Below are 17,624 nucleotides of genomic sequence, written 5' to 3' on the forward strand. Positions count from 1 at the left end.
TTTAATCCTTACTGGCAAAGTGTTTTTAATTGTTGAATCACTTCGTCAGCCTCTGACCACTGATAGATTGTGGCACCAGATGCCATAGGATGACCTCCACCACGGTATTTTTTAGCCAATTCATTGATGATAGGACCCTTAGAACGTAATCGAACACGTATCTGGCTATCTTCCTCTACAAACATGGCCCATGCTTTAATTCCTTTAATATCGCCAAGCGTGCTGACTAATGCTGAAGTGTCGCTTGCGCTCACGCCATATTCTTCTAGTAGTTGTTTTGACAATTTTATATATGCCGCGCCTGTTTCATCCATTGCGAAATTTTGATAAATATATCCTTGTAGTTGTAACAGATTAGGATCCAATTCATACATACTATTAAAAAGCTCAGTCCGATCAAAACCATAGGAAATGAGGTCACCCACTACTTTGAAGGTAGTTTCTGTTGTACTTGGATAAATAAAACGTCCGGTGTCCCCCACGATACCTGCGAATAATAACCTGGCACCGTTTTGATTCATCCTCCACCCGGCTGTTTCGCTACCTTCCTTATACAATTCATAAATCATTTCACTCGCTGAACTAGCAGCAGTGTTCACCCATAGTAGGTCGCCATATTGATCATCATTGGGATGGTGGTCAATCTTTATTAAAAAGTCACCGGTATGATAACGTTGATCATCAACTCGTTCCGTGTTGGCTGTATCAGTGCAAATGACTAAAGCTTTGTTATAGGCCTCATCCGATATTTCATCAGGCAAACCTAAGTAGCTAAAGACATGGTCGTGCTCTCCTACCGCGTAGATTGTTTTCTCTGGATAAGTTGCTTGTAAAATAGCTTTTAACCCTAACTGTGAGCCGTATGCATCTGCATCTGGACGAACATGTCGGTGAATTATAATCGTGTCGTACTCAGCAATTGTATCGATAATCTCTTTTTTCATATTTTTTGTCTCCTTTAAACGATAAATGAAGCTCCAATAGTTGAATTGTGCTTTCTTCGCTAATCTATTAATTATCTGTCTGCACATTTAATTACAAACTCTCGTCTCCTACTTTCTACTATCTTTTTCTACACAATATCAGTAGAATAAAGATAGCTTTGCATTTAGGAGGAACACGATGAGTAATATAGTAAATATTATTTTAGCATTATTAGTCGTGATAACGGTTGTATTTTACCTATATTTCAAAACAAAACAATTCCGAACAAACTTACCGATTCGCAAAAAGTGGTATGCAGGCCGTGCAGGTGTATCGCTTGGAGTATTGTTAGTCTTGTTTGGCATAAACCAAATCATCCTTTATCATACAGTACTTACATATGTGATTTGCGCTATTTTGATTGTATTTGGCTTCTTTGTGTTCATAAGCTACAGCAAACGAGTACGCCATTATGGTCAATATATCGCTGAAGAAGAAAAATTGAACAAAAAGTGATGCACAGCTGTGCATCACTTTTTTCACTTCTTTAACCGATTACGTCTATACGTTTCGCTATATTTTCACCCACATGTGGATTATCCCTTATCGCTCAAGCAATTGGAAAGTAGCTAAAGCCTTGCCGACAAGCAAGTCTTCACTATAAACCTCAAAGTCCATCTTAGCGAACTTGCGGCTCATGTCTAAAATTCGTGGTTTTACTGTAATTGTTGACTCGATTTGGATCGGTTTAATAAAGTAAATCGAGATATTCTCCATTACACTTTCACCACGTTTAACTTTTTTGAGTGCGAAGGAACCCGATTCGACGATTAATGTAGTAAAAGCTCCGTATGAAATCGCGCCAAATTGATTGGTCATTTGAGGTGTCACGTTAAATTTGATCACCATCTCGTCGTTTGACACGTCCATCTCCATTTCCTTCTTCACCAAATCATCAATCGTCTCTCCGTGCTGTGGTTGCCTTTGTGCCATTTGCAGTGCTTTCAAGACATCCTGTCTGCTTACAACCCCCTGCAAAATGCCATGTTCATCTGCTACAGGAAGCAAATCAATCCCTTCCCAAATCATCTGATGGCCAGCTGTTGCTACACTCGTTTTTAATGATACTGTAATTGGATTTCGGGTCATTAATCGATCGATATGATCACTTTCATGTTTACCAATCAAATCACGTGATGTTACAATACCTACAATTTTGCCATGCTTATCAATTACAGGGAATCCGCCATGAGTAGTTTCAGCATTCAATAAGTTATATTCTCTTACTGTATCTGTTGTCTTCAAGTAGGATGTTCTTTTTAACGGAATCACGATATCCTCAATTAATAAAATTTCTTTCTTGATTAACTGGTCATAAATGGCTCGGTTAATCATCGCTGCAACTGTAAATGTGTCATAGCTTGTTGAAATAAGAGGAAGCTCAAGCTGGTCTGCCAGTTTTTTCACTTCATCAGTGGTATCAAAACCACCTGTAATGAGGACAGCAGCTCCTTCTTTAAGAGCCATCTCATGCGTACGCGCCCGGTTGCCGACGATAAGCAAGCTCCCTGCTTCTGTATAGCGCATCATATCTTCCAGTTTCATGGCGCCAATTACAAACTTCGTAAGGGTTTTATGCAAACCGTTAATGCCGCCTAATACTTGTCCATCCACAATATTGACAATCTCGGCAAATGTAAGCCGCTCAATATTTTCTTTTTTCTTTTTCTCAATCCTGATGGTGCCCACACGTTCAATCGTACTGACAAGACGCCTTGACTCAGCTTCTTTAATCGCGCGATAGGCAGTACCCTCGCTAACAGACATTTCTTTTGCGATTTGGCGGACTGAAATTTTATCGCCCACTGGCAATGATTCAATATATTGGAGTATTTTTTCATGTTTTGTAGCCAAAAAATCACCTATTTCTAAACGGTCTCTTGGCTTAAGTGTACCATATTTACTTCAAACTGTTATAGTTACAATTCAAATTGATCGCCGGCATTCATAATTCTTACAGAACCATTGCCTACCATGTTAGAAAAAGCCTGTGGATCCTGTTCAATTACAGGGAAAGTATTGTAATGAATAGGCACAACCTCTTGTGGATTTAAAAATTCGACAGCTTTTGCAGCATCTTCAGGCCCCATTGTGAAATTATCTCCAATCGGTAAAAATGCTATATCAATCGGATGCATCTCTCCGATTAATTTCATATCACTGAATAAAGCTGTATCACCTGCATGGTAAATTGTCTTTCCTTCGATAAATAAAAGGAGCCCCGCAGGCATACCTGTATAAATAATTTGCTTGTCCTCTGTTACATAAGATGAGCCATGGAATGCTTGAGTAAGCTTGACCTTACCAAAATCAAATTGACGTGCTCCGCCAATATGCATTGGATGTGTTTCTAATCCTTGCCATGACAGATAATCTGCTAATTCATTCGGAGCTACCACAAGTGCATTGGATTTTTTAGCAATTTCAACTGTATCTCCTACATGGTCATTATGTCCGTGAGTCAGTAAAATGACATCCGGATTTTGATCATCTACATTTAAATCGGTTTGGCTATTTCCAGTGATAAAAGGGTCAATTAAAATAGTATGGTTGTTGGTTTGAATTTTAACAATCGAATGTCCATGGAATGAAATTTTCATAAAGTAATCTTCCTTTCAAAAGTTTCTCATAGTTGTATTCTCGCTTGGTACTTCATTTCCCTCTTTTTATGATAGACTGTATAGGGAGAGTATTTATACTCAATAAATAACACTCAAAGTCTCTAGTCTCTAAAGGGAGGATTTTTTTATGAATAAAGTGCAGCTGATTCAACAATACTTACAAGAAAAAAATATTGACGCGGCATTCATTACTACGCCAGACAATGTCTTTTACCTATCAGGTTTCCGTAGTGACCCACATGAACGCTTGTTGGGTATCATGATTTTTAAAGAAGCAGAACCATTTATGATTTGCCCTAAAATGGAAGTGCCTGATGCAAAAGCTGCTGGGTGGGCGTTTGAAGCTGTAGGCCATGAGGATACAGAAAACGCATGGGAAATCTTCCACCATACTACTAATACCCGAAACGTCCCATTACACACACTTGCAATTGAAAAATCACACTTAACAGTAGAACGTTTAGAAGCTCTTCAACATTTCTTTAACGACACAAAATATGTTGGTCTAGATGAACAACTAAACCAAATGCGCCTCACTAAATCTGAGGACGAATTGGAAAAATTGCGTGAAGCAGCAAAATTAGCGGATTATGCGATTGAAGTTGGTTGCAATGAAATAGCTGAAGGCAAAACTGAAATCGAAATACTATCTGCCATTGAAGCAGCAATGAAGGCAAAAGGCGTTTATATGTCATTTGACACAATGGTTCTGACAGGATTAAATGCAGCTTCTCCGCATGGGACACCAGGAACTCAAAAAGTCCAAAAAGGCGATCTTGTACTTTTTGATTTAGGCGTTGTTTATGAAGGCTATTGTTCAGATATTACGAGAACCGTTGCATTCGGCGAAATCTCAGATGCCCAAAAAGAAGTTTATGAAACAGTGAAAAGAGCAAATGAAGCAGCAATTGAACTGGTTAAGCCAGGTGTACTCGCTAAAGAACTTGATCATGCATCACGTAAAGTAATTGAAGATGCTGGATTCGGCGAGTATTTTACACACCGTCTAGGACATGGTCTTGGCATTTCAGTGCATGAATTCCCTTCGGTGCATGGCGCGAATGAAATGGCGATGCAAGAAGGTATGGTCTTTACCATTGAACCAGGAATTTATAAAAACGACACGGCTGGCGTACGCATTGAAGATGATGTATATGTGACAGAAAACGGCGTAGAAGTGCTTACAAGCTTCCCGAAAGAATTGCAAATCATTCAACCAAAATAATGATTACTATGAAAGAAGGATGAACACAACTCATCCTTCTTTTTTGTGTAAATCTCATGAAACTCAAAAAAAGGCAAACCTGTAAGTTGGTTTGCCTTTAATCTATCTACTTATAATAATGAATCAACAGATACATATGGGTAGTTTAATGCTTCTGCTACTGCCTCAAATGTTACATTTCCATCAAGAGTATTAACCCCTTTTTTCAACGCTTCATTTGTAAGGCATGCGCGGCTATAGCCTTTGTTTGCAATTTCAAGTGCAAATGGCACTGTGTTGTTTGTTAGGGCCATAGTTGAAGTACGTGGAACTGCACCAGGCATATTCGCAACTGCGTAGTGTACAACGCCATGCTTGATGTAAGTTGGCTCATCATGTGTTGTGATACGGTCAGAAGTTTCAAAAATACCGCCTTGGTCAATTGCAATATCCACAACAACAGAACCAGGAGACATTGATTTAATCATCTCTTCTGTTACCAGTTTAGGAGCTTTTGCACCAGGAATTAGTACAGCGCCAATAACTAAATCAGAATTTTTTACAGACTCTGCAATGTTGTACGGATTTGACATTAATGTTTGTACATCTGTGCCAAATTGATCATCTAACTGGCGAAGACGTTCAGGGCTTAGATCAATAACTGTTACTTCTGCGCCCATGCCGATAGCGATTTTCGCTGCATTTGCTCCAGCCATACCGCCACCAATAATTGTTACTTTACCGCGAGTAACCCCTGGTACACCGCCAAGTAAAATACCTTTGCCGCCTTCTTGTTTTTCTAAATATTGCGCCCCAATTTGTGTTGCCATACGTCCAGCTACTTCGCTCATCGGCGATAATAGCGGTAAACTGCGATTTGGTAATTGAACTGTTTCATAAGCAATCGCAACCACTTTATTATCTAGTAATGCTTGAGTCAATTCTGGCTCAGGAGCTAAATGTAGGTAAGTAAAGAGAATTTGTCCTTCATAGAAATAACCGAATTCAGAAGAGATCGGTTCTTTTACTTTCATCACCATTTCTTGTTTCCATGCTTCAGCAGCAGTCTCTACAATGTGAGCACCTGCAGCTTTGTAGTCTTCGTCTGTAAAGCCAGATCCTAGACCTGCATTCGTCTCAATAAAAACTTCGTGACCATGCATTGTTAAATTCACAACACCTGCTGGCGTCATTGCTACACGGTTTTCGTTGTTTTTAATTTCCTTTGGAACACCGATTTTCATATCCCATCCTCCTAAATATAAAAAAGTGATCATTGTTTGTTATGTATTTGAATGTTCACATAATAACATGTCTATTGTAACAAATATTCTTCTATTTTTGTCAATAATTTTGAATATTAATAATAGCGGCTCGTTCACTACTTTTTATAATCTTCTTAAATATGTAAAAAAGTGAACGTAAATTGATGGGAAATGGTGGTATACTAGATTTATAAAAAGGAGGAATCGAATATGGCATTAGATTATAAAAACATTATTGTGGCAGTAGATGGTTCAAAAGAAGCGGAGTATGCATTCAAAAAGGCCGTTGCAGTAGCTAATCGTAATGAGTCTTCACTTTATTTAGTCAATATTATTGATACACGTTCATTTGCAGCCATTGAAGCATATGACCGTTCCATTCAAGAACGCGCGCAAGGATTCGCGGATGAGCTATTAGCTGGCTACAAGAAAGAAGCAGAAGCTGCTGGTATAAAAAATGTCAATATCTTAATCGAATACGGTTCACCTAAAACAATTATTACTAGAGATGTATCTAAAAAAGTAAATGCAGATTTAATTATTTGCGGTGCTACAGGGCTCAATACAGTTGAACGATTTTTAATCGGTAGTGTATCTGAAAGCATTGTACGATCTGCAAAATGTGATGTGCTTGTGGTACGCACAGATTCAGTAGAAGAAAGCAAATAATAAAAAGCCTGCAGAGCATTTAGTTGCTCTGCAGGCTTTTATCTTTTTAATTATGCTTTGTTTTCTTTTTTCCATTTGCGCACTTTAGCGAAGAACAGCTCTAATGCTTGCATGTTTTTCATATTTGGCACTTTTGCAAGCAACACTTCTTTGACGGCTTTTCCGCCATCCACTTTCTTTTGCAAAACAAATAAACTTTTTGCATGTGCTTTACTTGAGAACAAAGTATCCGGCAGTTGGACAACTGCCTGTATCCAAGCAGTTTTAGCAATCATCTTATTTAAAAGCTGTGATTGCTCTGATTCGAATAGATGATCAGGCACCAAGAAGAATAAATATCCGCCATCTTTTGTATATCTCAACGATTGCTCAATGAACAAATGATGGGCATATGTCATTCCTTCGTCAGCTTTTACATCATATTGCTTAGCTATTTCTTCGTTTGGATAATAGCCTACTGGCAAATCACAAATAACAGCATCTACTGGATCAATCATCAAGTTTTCAAGAGCATCTTGTAGATATAACGACAATGGCTGCCCCTCTAACTCTGCAGATGATGCCGCAATTTGAATTAAAAGCTCATCAATTTCAATACCGAATCCCTCAATCTTGTCACCTAAGAGATTCATAACCGTCATCAGCAAATTCGCTGTGCCGATCGCTGGATCAAGCATTGTAATTTGGTGATCTTCTTTGATTTCTTTCTCGAAAAACTGTTCCACAAAGTAACCTACCAAAAGGCCAAGCGAATCAGGCGTCATCTGATGATTCGGTTGAGAGCTTTGTCTCATTCCTTTAAGAATCGCCAACTGGATAGCTTTACGAATTTCTTCTTTTGTTGGTTCAACTTCAGGCTTTATTTCAGCATCTAGCCATCTGTTTAACGTTATTAATAAACCGTCTAGATAGGTTGATTGATCTGATTCTGCATGTTTTTCTGTTTCTTTATCTATAAATGAAAAAAGGACTTCAATAGTTTCCATAATGCTCTCCTTCAAAACGGAAACCCACTCGACGATAGAGTGGGTCCCCAGCTAGAAATTTACTTATTTGCTAAGTGATTTGATAGCATCAATTGCATGGTCGTAATCAGGATGGTCTGTTCCTTCAGGCACATATTCTACATATGCCACTTTTCCATCTTGGTCAACAACGAAAATAGAACGTGCTAGCAAACGCAACTCTTGCATATGTACGCCATATGCATCACCAAATGACAAATCGCGATGATCTGATAAAGTATAAATATTTTCTATACCGTTTGCACCGCACCAACGTTTTTGTGCAAAAGGAAGGTCACAAGAAATTGTTAGAACCACAACGTCTTCACCTAAGCCTGTTGCCTCTTCATTGAAACGTCTAGTTTGAGCATCGCAAACACCTGTATCTAATGATGGAACCACACTGATTAAAACTTTCTTGCCTGCGAAGTCTGATAAATGTTTTTCTTGCATGTCAGTAGATAATGCAGTGAACTCAGGTGCCTTGTCACCAACTTTAATTTCTGGACCTACTAATGTTACGGGATTATTTTTAAATGTTACTTGTACCATTTCAACGCCTCCTTGACTTAATATTACTTGAATCTTTTAGCTTGTTGCAACTAGGAAGACTCTTATCATGAAACTTGACTCAGTATGTTTTCTGTTACACCCACTGAGATTAAGAACTCTCACGATTTTACATACTATTATCCCCAAACCCAAAAATTCTTTGCTTCTCAATTTTTGAGTATGGGGAATCTATCTTATTAACGCAAATTCAGTCACGGTAATTAAACTGTATGCGCACTCTGCTCTATTGCAATCGTTTTTTCTACCTTTTCATAGCTTTTCTCATGAACGACAGCAGTATCTGCAATATAATCATGGACAGCTTTATGCTTCGGCGTAAATGCGGCCACAATATATAAAATTAAAATCTTTACAGATATAAAGCGCCCTATCCATTCTCTAAAAAGTATAGTACCCCATGTTAATGGGATTCCTTTGTCACTTACTACCTTAATACCGAAAACCATCTTTCCGAGTGTTTGAGCTCGCCACTTCGTCATTAAAACAAAATAACCATAAAACAGAATGGCTGCAACAAATTTGTAGGGAGATAGATAAAGAATTCGTGCATCATCCCAACCCATCAAATCAAAAAGTGGGCCGATAGTTAAGGCTGTAAACGAACTGATCACGACCAAATCAATCAAATAAGCCCAAAAACGAGTCCAAAAACCTGCTGCCTTTAAATGGTACTCTGGTACTTTCTTTATTTCGAGTGGGCTTAAACTTGTTGCAGATTCATTTAGTGTCTCTGACATTTCAACGCCCCCTTTATTCTTCACCGTATAAGTACATCATTCTTGGCGCGCTGCTAGTAGACAACATTTTGCTAATTGCTTCTTTTTCAGCAGAAGGCATAAGTTTACTACTTAACTTCGCAGAGAAAATGGATCCCCAACCTTCGTCAGTACTATATTCAAATACCTCTGCTCCTTGAAGTTTGTTATCTTTCATCAGCGCTTTTAATGCATCCTCACTATAACCTAAACGATCCACTAAGCCTGCTTTCACCGCTTGAGAACCATTCATAATGCGTCCATCAGCAATAGATCTAACTTCTTTTTCAGACATGCCGCGTCCATCTGCTACTACTTTAACAAAACGTCCGTAAGAATCATTCACCATGTTTTGAAGCAATTTCTTTTCTGCAGGTGTCATTTCACGCGAACCGTTCATTATATCTTTATACGGACCTGTCTTAATTGTGTTAAATTCAATCCCTAATTTTTTCGCTAATTTACTATAATCCATCCCTTGCATAATGACACCAATGGAACCAGTTAATGTTTCTTCATCAGCATAAATAACATCTGCTGGTGCAGAGATGTAGTAACCGCCTGAAGCGGCCATTGAACCCATTGAAACATAAATAGGAATGTTTCTTTCTTTTTTTATTTCCTTTATTTTGTCATAAATTTGTTTAGATTCATTCGTACCTCCACCAGGCGAATTTACTTTAAGCAACACACCTTTAACACTCTTATTCTTTTTGATATCTTCTAATTGATCCATAAAATACTGGTGATTATATGTTTCACTACTGAAAATAGAAGTGCTCTCACCAGTGTCTTGTATCGTTCCATTCACAGTAAGGACTGCAATTTGCTTCGATGGATTTCCATTTTTTAACACATTATAATCATATGTACTATCTAGATCAGCAACAGATTCTAACCCTTTTTTGAAGTCCATTTTAGCAAATGATAAAGCAATACTTACAAAGGCAGACATGGCAAATAGTGCGATTGCTATGCCAAGCGCCACCCATCTTTTTACTGTCATTTATGACCCTCCTTTTCACCCTGCATTATAAACATACGAGACAAACCGTTAAATGTTTCATCATTTTCATGACTTGTGTGAAAGTCTGTATGTTTTTCTCATTTCCAAGATGGTTGAAATCGAAAAGATAATTAAGGCTAACCAAATAAATGAGAATGAAATTAATTCTGTGTGGCCAAATGATTCATGATAAAGAAATACACCTAGAATTAACGTCATGGTTGGTGCAATATATTGTATAAAGCCCACTAAATATAAAGGGATATTTTGTGCCCCTACTGCGAATAAAACAAGCGGTAGAGCCGTTACAATACCTGTTCCTATTAAAAACACATTTGTTTTCATATCGACATGAAGAAACGACATATTTCCCTGGAAATAAAGATAGAAATAATAGATAATCGCTACTGGGAAGATAAACATTGTTTCAATGACAAGCCCTCTTGTTGCATCCAAAGCGATTTGCTTTTTCAATAATCCATAAAACCCAAAACTTAAAGCTAAACCAATGGATATCCATGGAATCTGCCCATAAGATGAAATTAAAATAATAACGCCAATAGCCGCCATTAGTAGCGCTAGCACCTGTGCTTTCGTCATTCGTTCTTTCAAGAAAATAATGCCAAGCAAAATAGAAAAAATCGGATTCATATAATAACCTAAGCTTGTCTGGATAATATGATCATGATTTACTGCCCATATGTAAATAAACCAGTTTGCCGATACTAAATAAGCTGCCAAACATAAACTCCAAAATGCTTTTTGATTTTGCCATAATTCCCGAAAATCTTTAACTAATACTTTTCCTTGCTTAATCAGCAGGACAAAAATAAGTGTAAGTATAAATGACCAAATCACGCGGCTAGCCAATATTTCACCACTTGTAACATGCTGAATCACTTTCCAATAAAGAGGAAATAGTCCCCACAATATATACGCAAAGACTGATGCAACTATCCCCTTTTTTTCATTTTCCATCCTACTCGCCTCCTTTTGGCTTCTAGCCATAATTAAAAGACTACCAATAATAAGTAGTCTTTTCAATAACTTAAGAATGTAGTTTTCTATTCTCGTGTTCTCGTAACTCTATTCGTCTTATTTTTCCGGATGTCGTTTTAGGAAGTTCCTCAACAAATTGAATCTCACGCGGATATTTATAAGGTGCTGTCAGTTCCTTTGCATGATTTTGAAGCTCTTTCACTAATTCGTCTGAAGCTATTGAGTGATCCTTCAATACAACAAATGCCTTTACTATGCTGCCGCGCACCTCGTCAGGACTAGCAACTACTGCGCATTCTTGAACTAACGGATGCTTTACGAGAGCATCTTCCACTTCAAATGGACCAATTGTATACCCTGAACTAATAATGATGTCATCGTTCCTACCTTCAAAGAAAAAGTATCCGTCTTCATCTTTTCTAGCACGGTCTCCTGTAACATAGTAATCTCCTCTGAACTGTCTTGTCGTTCTTTCTGGATCATTCAAATATTCTTTAAACAATGCTGGAGTTGATCGATGGACAGCTATATCGCCCACTACACCAGCTGGACATGGATTACCTTCATCATCAATCACTTCTACAAGATTGCCCGGTGTAGGTTTGCCCATAGAACCTGGTTTAAATGGTTCATCCTTCAAATTGCCAATCAATAATGTATTTTCGGTTTGTCCGTAGCCATCCCTTACATCTAAATCGAAATGTTTTTTAAAGAGATTAATCACTTCTTGATTTAGCGGTTCGCCGGCGGAAACTGCGCTTCGCAATGTCGTTAAATCATATGCATCAAGATTGTCTACCTTTGCCATCAGCCTGTATTCAGTAGGTGTACAGCACAATACTTGAACCTTGTATTTTTCGAGAAGTGATAAATATTTTTCCGGCTGGAAGCGGCCATTATAAACAAGACCAGTTGCTCCGCTTCCCAGTACTGACAGGAAGGGACTCCAAATCCACTTTTGCCAGCCAGGGCTTGCTGTTGCCCATACTAAATCTCCCTCTTGAATACCAAGCCAATGTGCAGCTGCTGTTTTTAAATGGGCATATGCCCATCCATGCGTATGCACAACACCCTTTGGATTACCAGTTGTGCCACTGGTGTAAGAAAGAAATGCCATGTCGCTGCTTTTCGTATCAGCCATTTCATACACATCTGACGCTTGCTCTGTTTCTTGAATCAGTTCAATCCATGGAGCAGGGGCTTGGCCAATCACATACTGTTGGACGTCCTGAAGATTCTCTACCTGTTCAAATTGTTCTATAAATGGTTCATAGGCAATAACAGCTTTAGCTCCGCTATGTGCTAGACGATAGTCAATCTCCTTAGCCCTTAACATTTCAGAACTTGGTATCACAACAAGCCCTGCTTTTAATGCTGCGATATATGTAATATAAGCGTCAATTAAACGCGGTACCATAATAAGAACAACATCACCTTTTTGCAAGCCATGGCTCGCAAATACGTTTGCCATTTGATTTGCTTTCTGGATTAATGCCTTATACGTGATGGTATCTATACTTCCATGCTCGTTTTCAAAGCGTAAAGCCGTTTTCGTAGGTTCCGCTGCATATTTCTCTATTTCTCTGACCAGATTATATACTTCAGGTGCAATTAATTCCTCTCGTTTCATTGAAAATCACTCCCCTTTGTTGAAGTATTATATAGAATTTTCAGAATACTGTCCAACTTTTTACTCCATTAAAAAAGCCAAGGAAGAATTATTTCTTCCTCAGCTTTTTTCTATATTCAATTATTTGTTTTGGGAATAACCGTTCATTTGTTGTTCAGCCATCGCAACTAAACGCTTAGTAATTTCTCCGCCAACGGATCCGTTAGCACGCGCTGATGCTTCTGCCCCAAGGTTTACACCGAATTCTTGTGCGATTTCGTATTTCATTTGGTCGATCGCTTGGCGAGCACCGCGTACTTCTAATTGATTTGAACCTGAATTGTTGTTTGACATGTTGTTACCCTCCCTTTTTTGAAGTGAATAAACTTTAATAAAGCTTATTTCAAATCCTATCCTTTGTGAAAATTGGGTATGCTAAGGTATGACCCAACTTATTTTTGTAAACCGTTCATTTGTTGTTCAGCCATTGCTACTAAGCGTTTAGTAATCTCTCCGCCTACTGAACCGTTTGCACGAGAAGATGCTTCTGCACCAAGGTTTACACCGAACTCTTGAGCGATTTCATATTTCATTTGGTCAATCGCTTGACGAGCGCCGCGTACTTCTAATTGTCTTGAACCTGAGTTGTTGTTTGACATGTTGTTCACCTCCTTGTGCATATAGAATGTCTCAGAAGCGAAAAAACATACAAGGTATTTAAAAAAAAATTAAAACCTCTTACAACAACTCAGAGAAATCATCACTTTTTGTTTTAGGGAATGAGTGAATTTCACGGTTTTTCACAGCACGTTGAATCATTTCTTCGAAATCAGTAAAGCTTTCGTAGTAATTCATTTTTTCAACTCTCGGCTTTGTTTTTGGATTAGCTGGCGTAAATACTGTACAGCAATCTTCATAAGGTCGAATTGAAATATCGTACGTACCGATTTTCTGTGCTACATCGATGATTTCTAACTTATCAAATGTGATTAATGGACGCAAAATAGGTGTTGTCGTTACATCATTAATGGCAGCTAAACTTTCTAGCGTTTGGCTAGCAACTTGTCCTAAATTTTCGCCTGTAACAAGCGCTTTTGCATCTATTTCTTTTCGTACCTCGTCCGCAATTTTCATCATCATTCGGCGTGTAGAAGTCATTGTGACGTTTTCAGGTACACTATTTTGAATAGTTTGTTGGGTTTCAGTAAAAGGTATAATATGCAGGCGAATATTACCGCCAAAACGGCTAATCTTATCGCATAGTTCTTTCACTTTAGTTAATGATTGATCACTTGTAAATGGCGGACTGAAAAAATGGATGGCTTCAATTCGAACGCCACGTTTCATCATATAATAAGCTGCAACAGGGCTGTCAATTCCACCAGAAAGAAGTAGTAGCGCCTTTCCGTTCGAGCCAATAGGCAAACCACCTGCACCTGCAATAACATCTACCATCATGTAAACAGCTTTTTCACGTACCTCTACTCGCAGTTCAATATCTGGTTTTTTCATTTGAACGGTCATGCCTGGCAATGTGCCTAATACATGACTACCTATTGTTTGTTGCAATTCATACGTATCTAGAGGAAAGTTTTTGAATGAACGTTTTGCATTTACCTTGAATGTTTTTCCTTCGTAGTCCAACCCTTGTACGATTTCAACAGCTAATTCCTTCATAGCTTCAACTGTTGGTTCACATTCTGCTACAGGGCTAAAGGAGTGAATCCCAAAGATATGAGGCAGACGGTTCAGAATTTCCTCCATCTCAGTGTCTACCTCACTGCTCAAATACATACGATCTCTTTCAGAACGGATACGCATGTTTGGGATATCTGCAAAGGTATACCGCAAATTTTCTTTAAGACGATTAATAAATAATTTTCTGTTCTTGCCTTTTGTTGTGATTTCTCCGTATCTTATTAATATTTCATGCCATTTCATCTATTTAAAACTCCTTTACTTGCATCATTACTTTTTTAAACGCAGTTTTGAATGCTTGTATATCTTTTTCAGTAATACCTTCACCAAGGCTTATCCGAATTACTCCTTTTTCATAGGAAGGATCAATTTCTATGGCTTTGACTACATGGCTGATGCTATGATCCTTAGAAGAACATGCACTTGATGTAGAAATAATAAACCCTTCATGCTGCATAGCATTGACTAATATTTCGCCTCGAAGCCCTTGTACAGCACAGCTTACTATATGTGGTGCACCGTTGTTAGAGGATAGAGTGCGAACATACGGAAACTGTTGTAAAAAGGCATGCAAATCATCACGCCATTGGCTAAATTGTTCTTCATGTGCAGGTTGTGTTTCATGCGCCATTCTTACAGCTTTTGCTAAAGCGACAGCCTGTGGTACCGCCACCGTACCGCTTCTCAATCCCATTTCTTGCCCGCCGCCATGAATTATTGTTTCGATATTTACTTGTTTGCGAAGAGCTAGGAAACCAGTGCCCTTTAAACCATTAATTTTGTGGCCAGAAACAGTAAGAGCATCTGGTCCTTCTTCTCCGGCAAAATGAACAGGAATTTTCCCGAAACTCTGCACAGCATCCATATGGAAAAAGGCACGGCTGTTTTCATGCACAATACGAGCAATTTCTGAAATAGGTTGAAGCGCTCCTATTTCATTATTTACATGCATGATACTGACTATAACCGTATCTTTTGTTAATTTCTTTTTTAAGTCTTCTATTGAAATAACACCGTATTCATTTACTTGAACTTTTTCTACTGTATAACCTTCTTTTTCTAGCGCTTTGGCACTTTCTTCAACAGACGCGTGTTCGATAGCAGAAATTAGTATCTTTGTTCCACGGTGTTTATTAGCTCTTGCTAATCCTTTGATGGCAAAATTGTTCGATTCAGTTCCACCAGAGGTAAAAATAATTTGTTCAGGTTCTGTTTTTATAATAGCCGCTATTTGTTCTCTTGCTCTCGACAAAAGCGTGTTTGTTTCAACACCCATTTGGTGTAGAGAAGCTGGATTTGCATAATAACGTTCGTTCGCTTGGACAAATGTTTCTAAAACGGATTTATTCGGTTTTGTTGTCGCACTATGGTCTAAATAAATCATTGTTGGTACCTTCCTTCCAAAAGAAAACCACCTGCACAAAAACCTGTGCGGTGGCTTAATGCATTTCTATTATGAACGCCAAACCTAATCCTTGGCAAGTACTTGAATTTTTTTCATAGCCCCTGGCTCAGCCGCTTCTACGGCAGTTGCAGCCGTCTCCAGAGCTTTGGCATACCTCATATCACGAAATGCTGCTTCAGCTTCTAATAATTGTTGATGCATGGCTGGATTTGTCTTGCGGTAACGGTTTCCATACTGAATAATTGATTCAATTAATTGAACATTCTCAAGCATTTCAACTGCTGTTTGCCGAACTTCTTCTATACATTTTTCTGCAATTTCCAAGTTCTTATAAACCGTTTCCATATTAAGAGGGATCTCTTGCAGATTGTTGACCACAATAAAGATTCTTTCAGTAGCTTCTTCTAATCTGGCATCCATTTCCTCCGGAATACCTGGCAGATTTGCTTTATGTATCATTCGTTCAGTATCAGACAGCATTTTTCTTAAGTTGTTCAATGTAGCTCTTGCTTTATTTTCATCTATGCGAAGGTTGTTCATGCGTTCAGCAAATTGTTTTTGTTCTTGGAATAGATTTTCTATTGAGTCCTTCAGCTCTTTTAGAACCTCTTCCATGCTTGAATAAGCAGATTGTTCTTCTCGTACCTCTACAGCTAAAAAGTCATAGCGTTGTTGAAGAGCCAGCAGCTGTTGTTTGCAGTTTTTAGGAATTTCTGCTTCCCGTGAAGGCAATCGATAGCTTTTTTGGACTGCTTCCGCTTCTATAGCCATTTCTTCTGTCGCTTTTAAAGTTGATTCCAGTTGCTCGCCGATAGAAACAAAATGAAGATCAACATATTTCTTCCCAATGACTTCTTTTTCTAATGCATCGTAGAAGGATTCAATTTCATCTTTTATTACTTCCACTTGCTGTTGAACATTATCAATATCCAAATCAGCTACTTTTTGTTTGAATTCAGCTAAACTTTTTTCCATTTCCTCTAGCTTGTCTAAAATCTCCAAATGTACAAGGAAGTAGGATTGGTCTTCCATCTCTCGGTGCCCATTTCTAATTTCATGAATATCTGATGGAATTTTGTGTTGAATTTCTGTAAGAAGCGTTGGGATTTCATTAATCAATTTAAAGGTTTGTTGTCCTTCATTACTTAGATTCACAACTAATTCCCTTGCCTTCAGGTAATTTCCTGAGCTCGTTAATTCCTCGTATTCTTCAAATTGTGGAGTAAATGTTTCTAGTCTTTTCTCAAGCGGAACAGCAGCAGGACCATATGAATATTGATGGGCAAGGAGAGTCTTACGAGCCGAACGATATTGTTCCTTCAACTGTTCAATCTCAACTCTATTTTTCTCTTCGCTTCCAACTAATTCATCCAACTCTTTCAAAATGATGGCCATTTCATTGTCATACTCAGCTATGCGCGAATCGATATCTTTTTCTATTTCTGTCGCCTTGCCAAAACGAAACTTGTCTACTTGCTCTTCCGCATCAAAGAGTAGTTCGTCAATTTTCGGCATCTCAACATCCATGAGCTCTGTCCATTTATTTCGCCAACGTTCAAACATTTCTTCTGTTTGACCATTCATGTTGAGAGCTTTTACTTTCATCAACTCTTCTAGCACTGGCTTATTTTGAATTTGTTGCTTATTTTGTTCTAGTCTTTGAATTTCAGTTCGATGTTTTCGACGAAATATAAAGACAATTGCTATAATTATACATAATACGATGATTGCGGCAATGAAAAAACTCATCGTAAGCCCCCTGTCCCTAATCAGTTTTTCAGCATCTAATTAAGCTTAATATTACCATGTTTTTTGTTTTTTTGTTTATCTAT

The 17,624-nt window shown here is 38.2% G+C and carries 18 protein-coding genes; 3 read left to right on the plus strand and 15 right to left on the minus strand.

Going from position 1 to position 17,624, the window contains the following annotated elements:
• Window positions 1–8: 8 nt before the first annotated feature.
• A complete protein-coding gene (locus M2M59_RS10880; protein WP_249774587.1) occupies window positions 9–944 on the minus strand; it encodes a DHH family phosphoesterase in 936 nt (311 codons plus the stop codon).
• Window positions 945–1,122: 178 nt separating this feature from the next.
• Here M2M59_RS10880 and M2M59_RS10885 point away from each other — a divergent pair, with 178 nt between their 5' ends.
• Window positions 1,123–1,440: a YtpI family protein gene (locus M2M59_RS10885; RefSeq protein WP_223823560.1), complete on the plus strand. Its 318-nt coding sequence runs from the start codon at window positions 1,123–1,125 to the stop codon at window positions 1,438–1,440.
• A gap of 87 nt (window positions 1,441–1,527) precedes the next feature.
• Here M2M59_RS10885 and M2M59_RS10890 read toward each other — a convergent pair whose 3' ends face one another.
• Window positions 1,528–2,838, minus strand: a complete 1,311-nt coding sequence (locus M2M59_RS10890; protein ID WP_150284808.1) for a DRTGG domain-containing protein — start codon at window positions 2,836–2,838, stop codon at window positions 1,528–1,530.
• A gap of 65 nt (window positions 2,839–2,903) precedes the next feature.
• Entirely contained in the window at window positions 2,904–3,584 is a 681-nt protein-coding gene (locus M2M59_RS10895) for a metal-dependent hydrolase (protein WP_249774588.1), read from the minus strand.
• A gap of 148 nt (window positions 3,585–3,732) precedes the next feature.
• Between M2M59_RS10895 and M2M59_RS10900 the strand changes: the two genes are divergently transcribed.
• Window positions 3,733–4,830: a M24 family metallopeptidase gene (locus M2M59_RS10900; protein WP_249774589.1), complete on the plus strand. Its 1,098-nt coding sequence runs from the start codon at window positions 3,733–3,735 to the stop codon at window positions 4,828–4,830.
• Window positions 4,831–4,940: 110 nt separating this feature from the next.
• On the opposite strand, the gene ald is transcribed toward M2M59_RS10900, so the two are convergent.
• A complete protein-coding gene (gene ald / locus M2M59_RS10905) occupies window positions 4,941–6,053 on the minus strand; it encodes an alanine dehydrogenase (protein ID WP_066788867.1) in 1,113 nt (370 codons plus the stop codon).
• 231 nt (window positions 6,054–6,284) lie between these two features.
• On the opposite strand from ald, the gene M2M59_RS10910 reads away from it, so the two are divergent.
• Window positions 6,285–6,743, plus strand: coding sequence for a universal stress protein (locus tag M2M59_RS10910; protein WP_066788870.1), 459 nt, complete (start codon window positions 6,285–6,287; stop codon window positions 6,741–6,743).
• A gap of 50 nt (window positions 6,744–6,793) precedes the next feature.
• Here M2M59_RS10910 and M2M59_RS10915 read toward each other — a convergent pair whose 3' ends face one another.
• The 11 genes from M2M59_RS10915 to ezrA all read right to left on the minus strand — a co-directional run bounded on the left by M2M59_RS10915 (window position 6,794) and on the right by ezrA (window position 17,541).
• The gene (locus M2M59_RS10915; protein WP_249774590.1) at window positions 6,794–7,729 is read right to left on the minus strand and encodes a class I SAM-dependent methyltransferase; all 936 of its coding nucleotides are present in this window, start codon (window positions 7,727–7,729) and stop codon (window positions 6,794–6,796) included.
• A gap of 63 nt (window positions 7,730–7,792) precedes the next feature.
• A complete protein-coding gene (gene tpx / locus M2M59_RS10920) occupies window positions 7,793–8,299 on the minus strand; it encodes a thiol peroxidase (protein ID WP_147196000.1) in 507 nt (168 codons plus the stop codon).
• 221 nt (window positions 8,300–8,520) lie between these two features.
• Entirely contained in the window at window positions 8,521–9,057 is a 537-nt protein-coding gene (locus M2M59_RS10925; protein WP_249774591.1) for an RDD family protein, read from the minus strand.
• A gap of 13 nt (window positions 9,058–9,070) precedes the next feature.
• Window positions 9,071–10,081: a signal peptide peptidase SppA gene (sppA, locus tag M2M59_RS10930; protein ID WP_249774592.1), complete on the minus strand. Its 1,011-nt coding sequence runs from the start codon at window positions 10,079–10,081 to the stop codon at window positions 9,071–9,073.
• A 66-nt stretch (window positions 10,082–10,147) separates the two neighbouring features.
• The gene (gene rarD / locus M2M59_RS10935) at window positions 10,148–11,059 is read right to left on the minus strand and encodes an EamA family transporter RarD (protein ID WP_249774593.1); all 912 of its coding nucleotides are present in this window, start codon (window positions 11,057–11,059) and stop codon (window positions 10,148–10,150) included.
• Between the two features lie 70 nt (window positions 11,060–11,129).
• Window positions 11,130–12,710, minus strand: a complete 1,581-nt coding sequence (gene mbcS, locus M2M59_RS10940; protein ID WP_249774594.1) for an acyl-CoA synthetase MbcS — start codon at window positions 12,708–12,710, stop codon at window positions 11,130–11,132.
• Between the two features lie 120 nt (window positions 12,711–12,830).
• Window positions 12,831–13,043 carry an alpha/beta-type small acid-soluble spore protein gene (locus tag M2M59_RS10945; RefSeq protein ID WP_066788891.1) on the minus strand — a complete coding sequence of 71 codons (213 nt, stop codon included), beginning with the start codon at window positions 13,041–13,043 and terminating at the stop codon, window positions 12,831–12,833.
• Between the two features lie 98 nt (window positions 13,044–13,141).
• Window positions 13,142–13,348 (minus strand): alpha/beta-type small acid-soluble spore protein, encoded by a 207-nt coding sequence (locus tag M2M59_RS10950; protein ID WP_066788894.1) that lies wholly within the window; start codon window positions 13,346–13,348, stop codon window positions 13,142–13,144.
• Window positions 13,349–13,427: 79 nt separating this feature from the next.
• A complete protein-coding gene (gene thiI, locus M2M59_RS10955) occupies window positions 13,428–14,630 on the minus strand; it encodes a tRNA uracil 4-sulfurtransferase ThiI (protein ID WP_150284816.1) in 1,203 nt (400 codons plus the stop codon).
• Between the two features lie 4 nt (window positions 14,631–14,634).
• On the minus strand, window positions 14,635–15,771 hold the full coding sequence (locus tag M2M59_RS10960) for a cysteine desulfurase family protein (protein ID WP_249774595.1): 1,137 nt from the start codon (window positions 15,769–15,771) through the stop codon (window positions 14,635–14,637).
• Window positions 15,772–15,855: 84 nt separating this feature from the next.
• Window positions 15,856–17,541: a septation ring formation regulator EzrA gene (gene ezrA, locus M2M59_RS10965; protein ID WP_249774596.1), complete on the minus strand. Its 1,686-nt coding sequence runs from the start codon at window positions 17,539–17,541 to the stop codon at window positions 15,856–15,858.
• Window positions 17,542–17,624 lie beyond the last annotated feature (83 nt).

The sequence above is a fragment of the Rummeliibacillus sp. G93 genome (assembly GCF_023515935.1).
In the GTDB taxonomy this organism is placed as follows: Bacteria; Bacillota; Bacilli; order Bacillales_A; family Planococcaceae; genus Rummeliibacillus; species Rummeliibacillus stabekisii.

Coding starts and splice junctions, on each gene's coding strand:
- M2M59_RS10880 (WP_249774587.1), bottom strand. CDS start 944: ATGAAAAAAGAGATTATCGATACAATTGCTGAGTACGACACGATTATA.
- M2M59_RS10885 (WP_223823560.1), top strand. CDS start 1,123: ATGAGTAATATAGTAAATATTATTTTAGCATTATTAGTCGTGATAACG.
- M2M59_RS10895 (WP_249774588.1), bottom strand. CDS start 3,584: ATGAAAATTTCATTCCATGGACATTCGATTGTTAAAATTCAAACCAAC.
- M2M59_RS10900 (WP_249774589.1), top strand. CDS start 3,733: ATGAATAAAGTGCAGCTGATTCAACAATACTTACAAGAAAAAAATATT.
- ald (WP_066788867.1), bottom strand. CDS start 6,053: ATGAAAATCGGTGTTCCAAAGGAAATTAAAAACAACGAAAACCGTGTA.
- M2M59_RS10910 (WP_066788870.1), top strand. CDS start 6,285: ATGGCATTAGATTATAAAAACATTATTGTGGCAGTAGATGGTTCAAAA.
- M2M59_RS10915 (WP_249774590.1), bottom strand. CDS start 7,729: ATGGAAACTATTGAAGTCCTTTTTTCATTTATAGATAAAGAAACAGAA.
- tpx (WP_147196000.1), bottom strand. CDS start 8,299: ATGGTACAAGTAACATTTAAAAATAATCCCGTAACATTAGTAGGTCCA.
- M2M59_RS10925 (WP_249774591.1), bottom strand. CDS start 9,057: ATGTCAGAGACACTAAATGAATCTGCAACAAGTTTAAGCCCACTCGAA.
- sppA (WP_249774592.1), bottom strand. CDS start 10,081: ATGACAGTAAAAAGATGGGTGGCGCTTGGCATAGCAATCGCACTATTT.
- rarD (WP_249774593.1), bottom strand. CDS start 11,059: ATGGAAAATGAAAAAAAGGGGATAGTTGCATCAGTCTTTGCGTATATA.
- mbcS (WP_249774594.1), bottom strand. CDS start 12,710: ATGAAACGAGAGGAATTAATTGCACCTGAAGTATATAATCTGGTCAGA.
- M2M59_RS10945 (WP_066788891.1), bottom strand. CDS start 13,043: ATGTCAAACAACAATTCAGGTTCAAATCAATTAGAAGTACGCGGTGCT.
- M2M59_RS10950 (WP_066788894.1), bottom strand. CDS start 13,348: ATGTCAAACAACAACTCAGGTTCAAGACAATTAGAAGTACGCGGCGCT.
- thiI (WP_150284816.1), bottom strand. CDS start 14,630: ATGAAATGGCATGAAATATTAATAAGATACGGAGAAATCACAACAAAA.
- M2M59_RS10960 (WP_249774595.1), bottom strand. CDS start 15,771: ATGATTTATTTAGACCATAGTGCGACAACAAAACCGAATAAATCCGTT.
- ezrA (WP_249774596.1), bottom strand. CDS start 17,541: ATGAGTTTTTTCATTGCCGCAATCATCGTATTATGTATAATTATAGCA.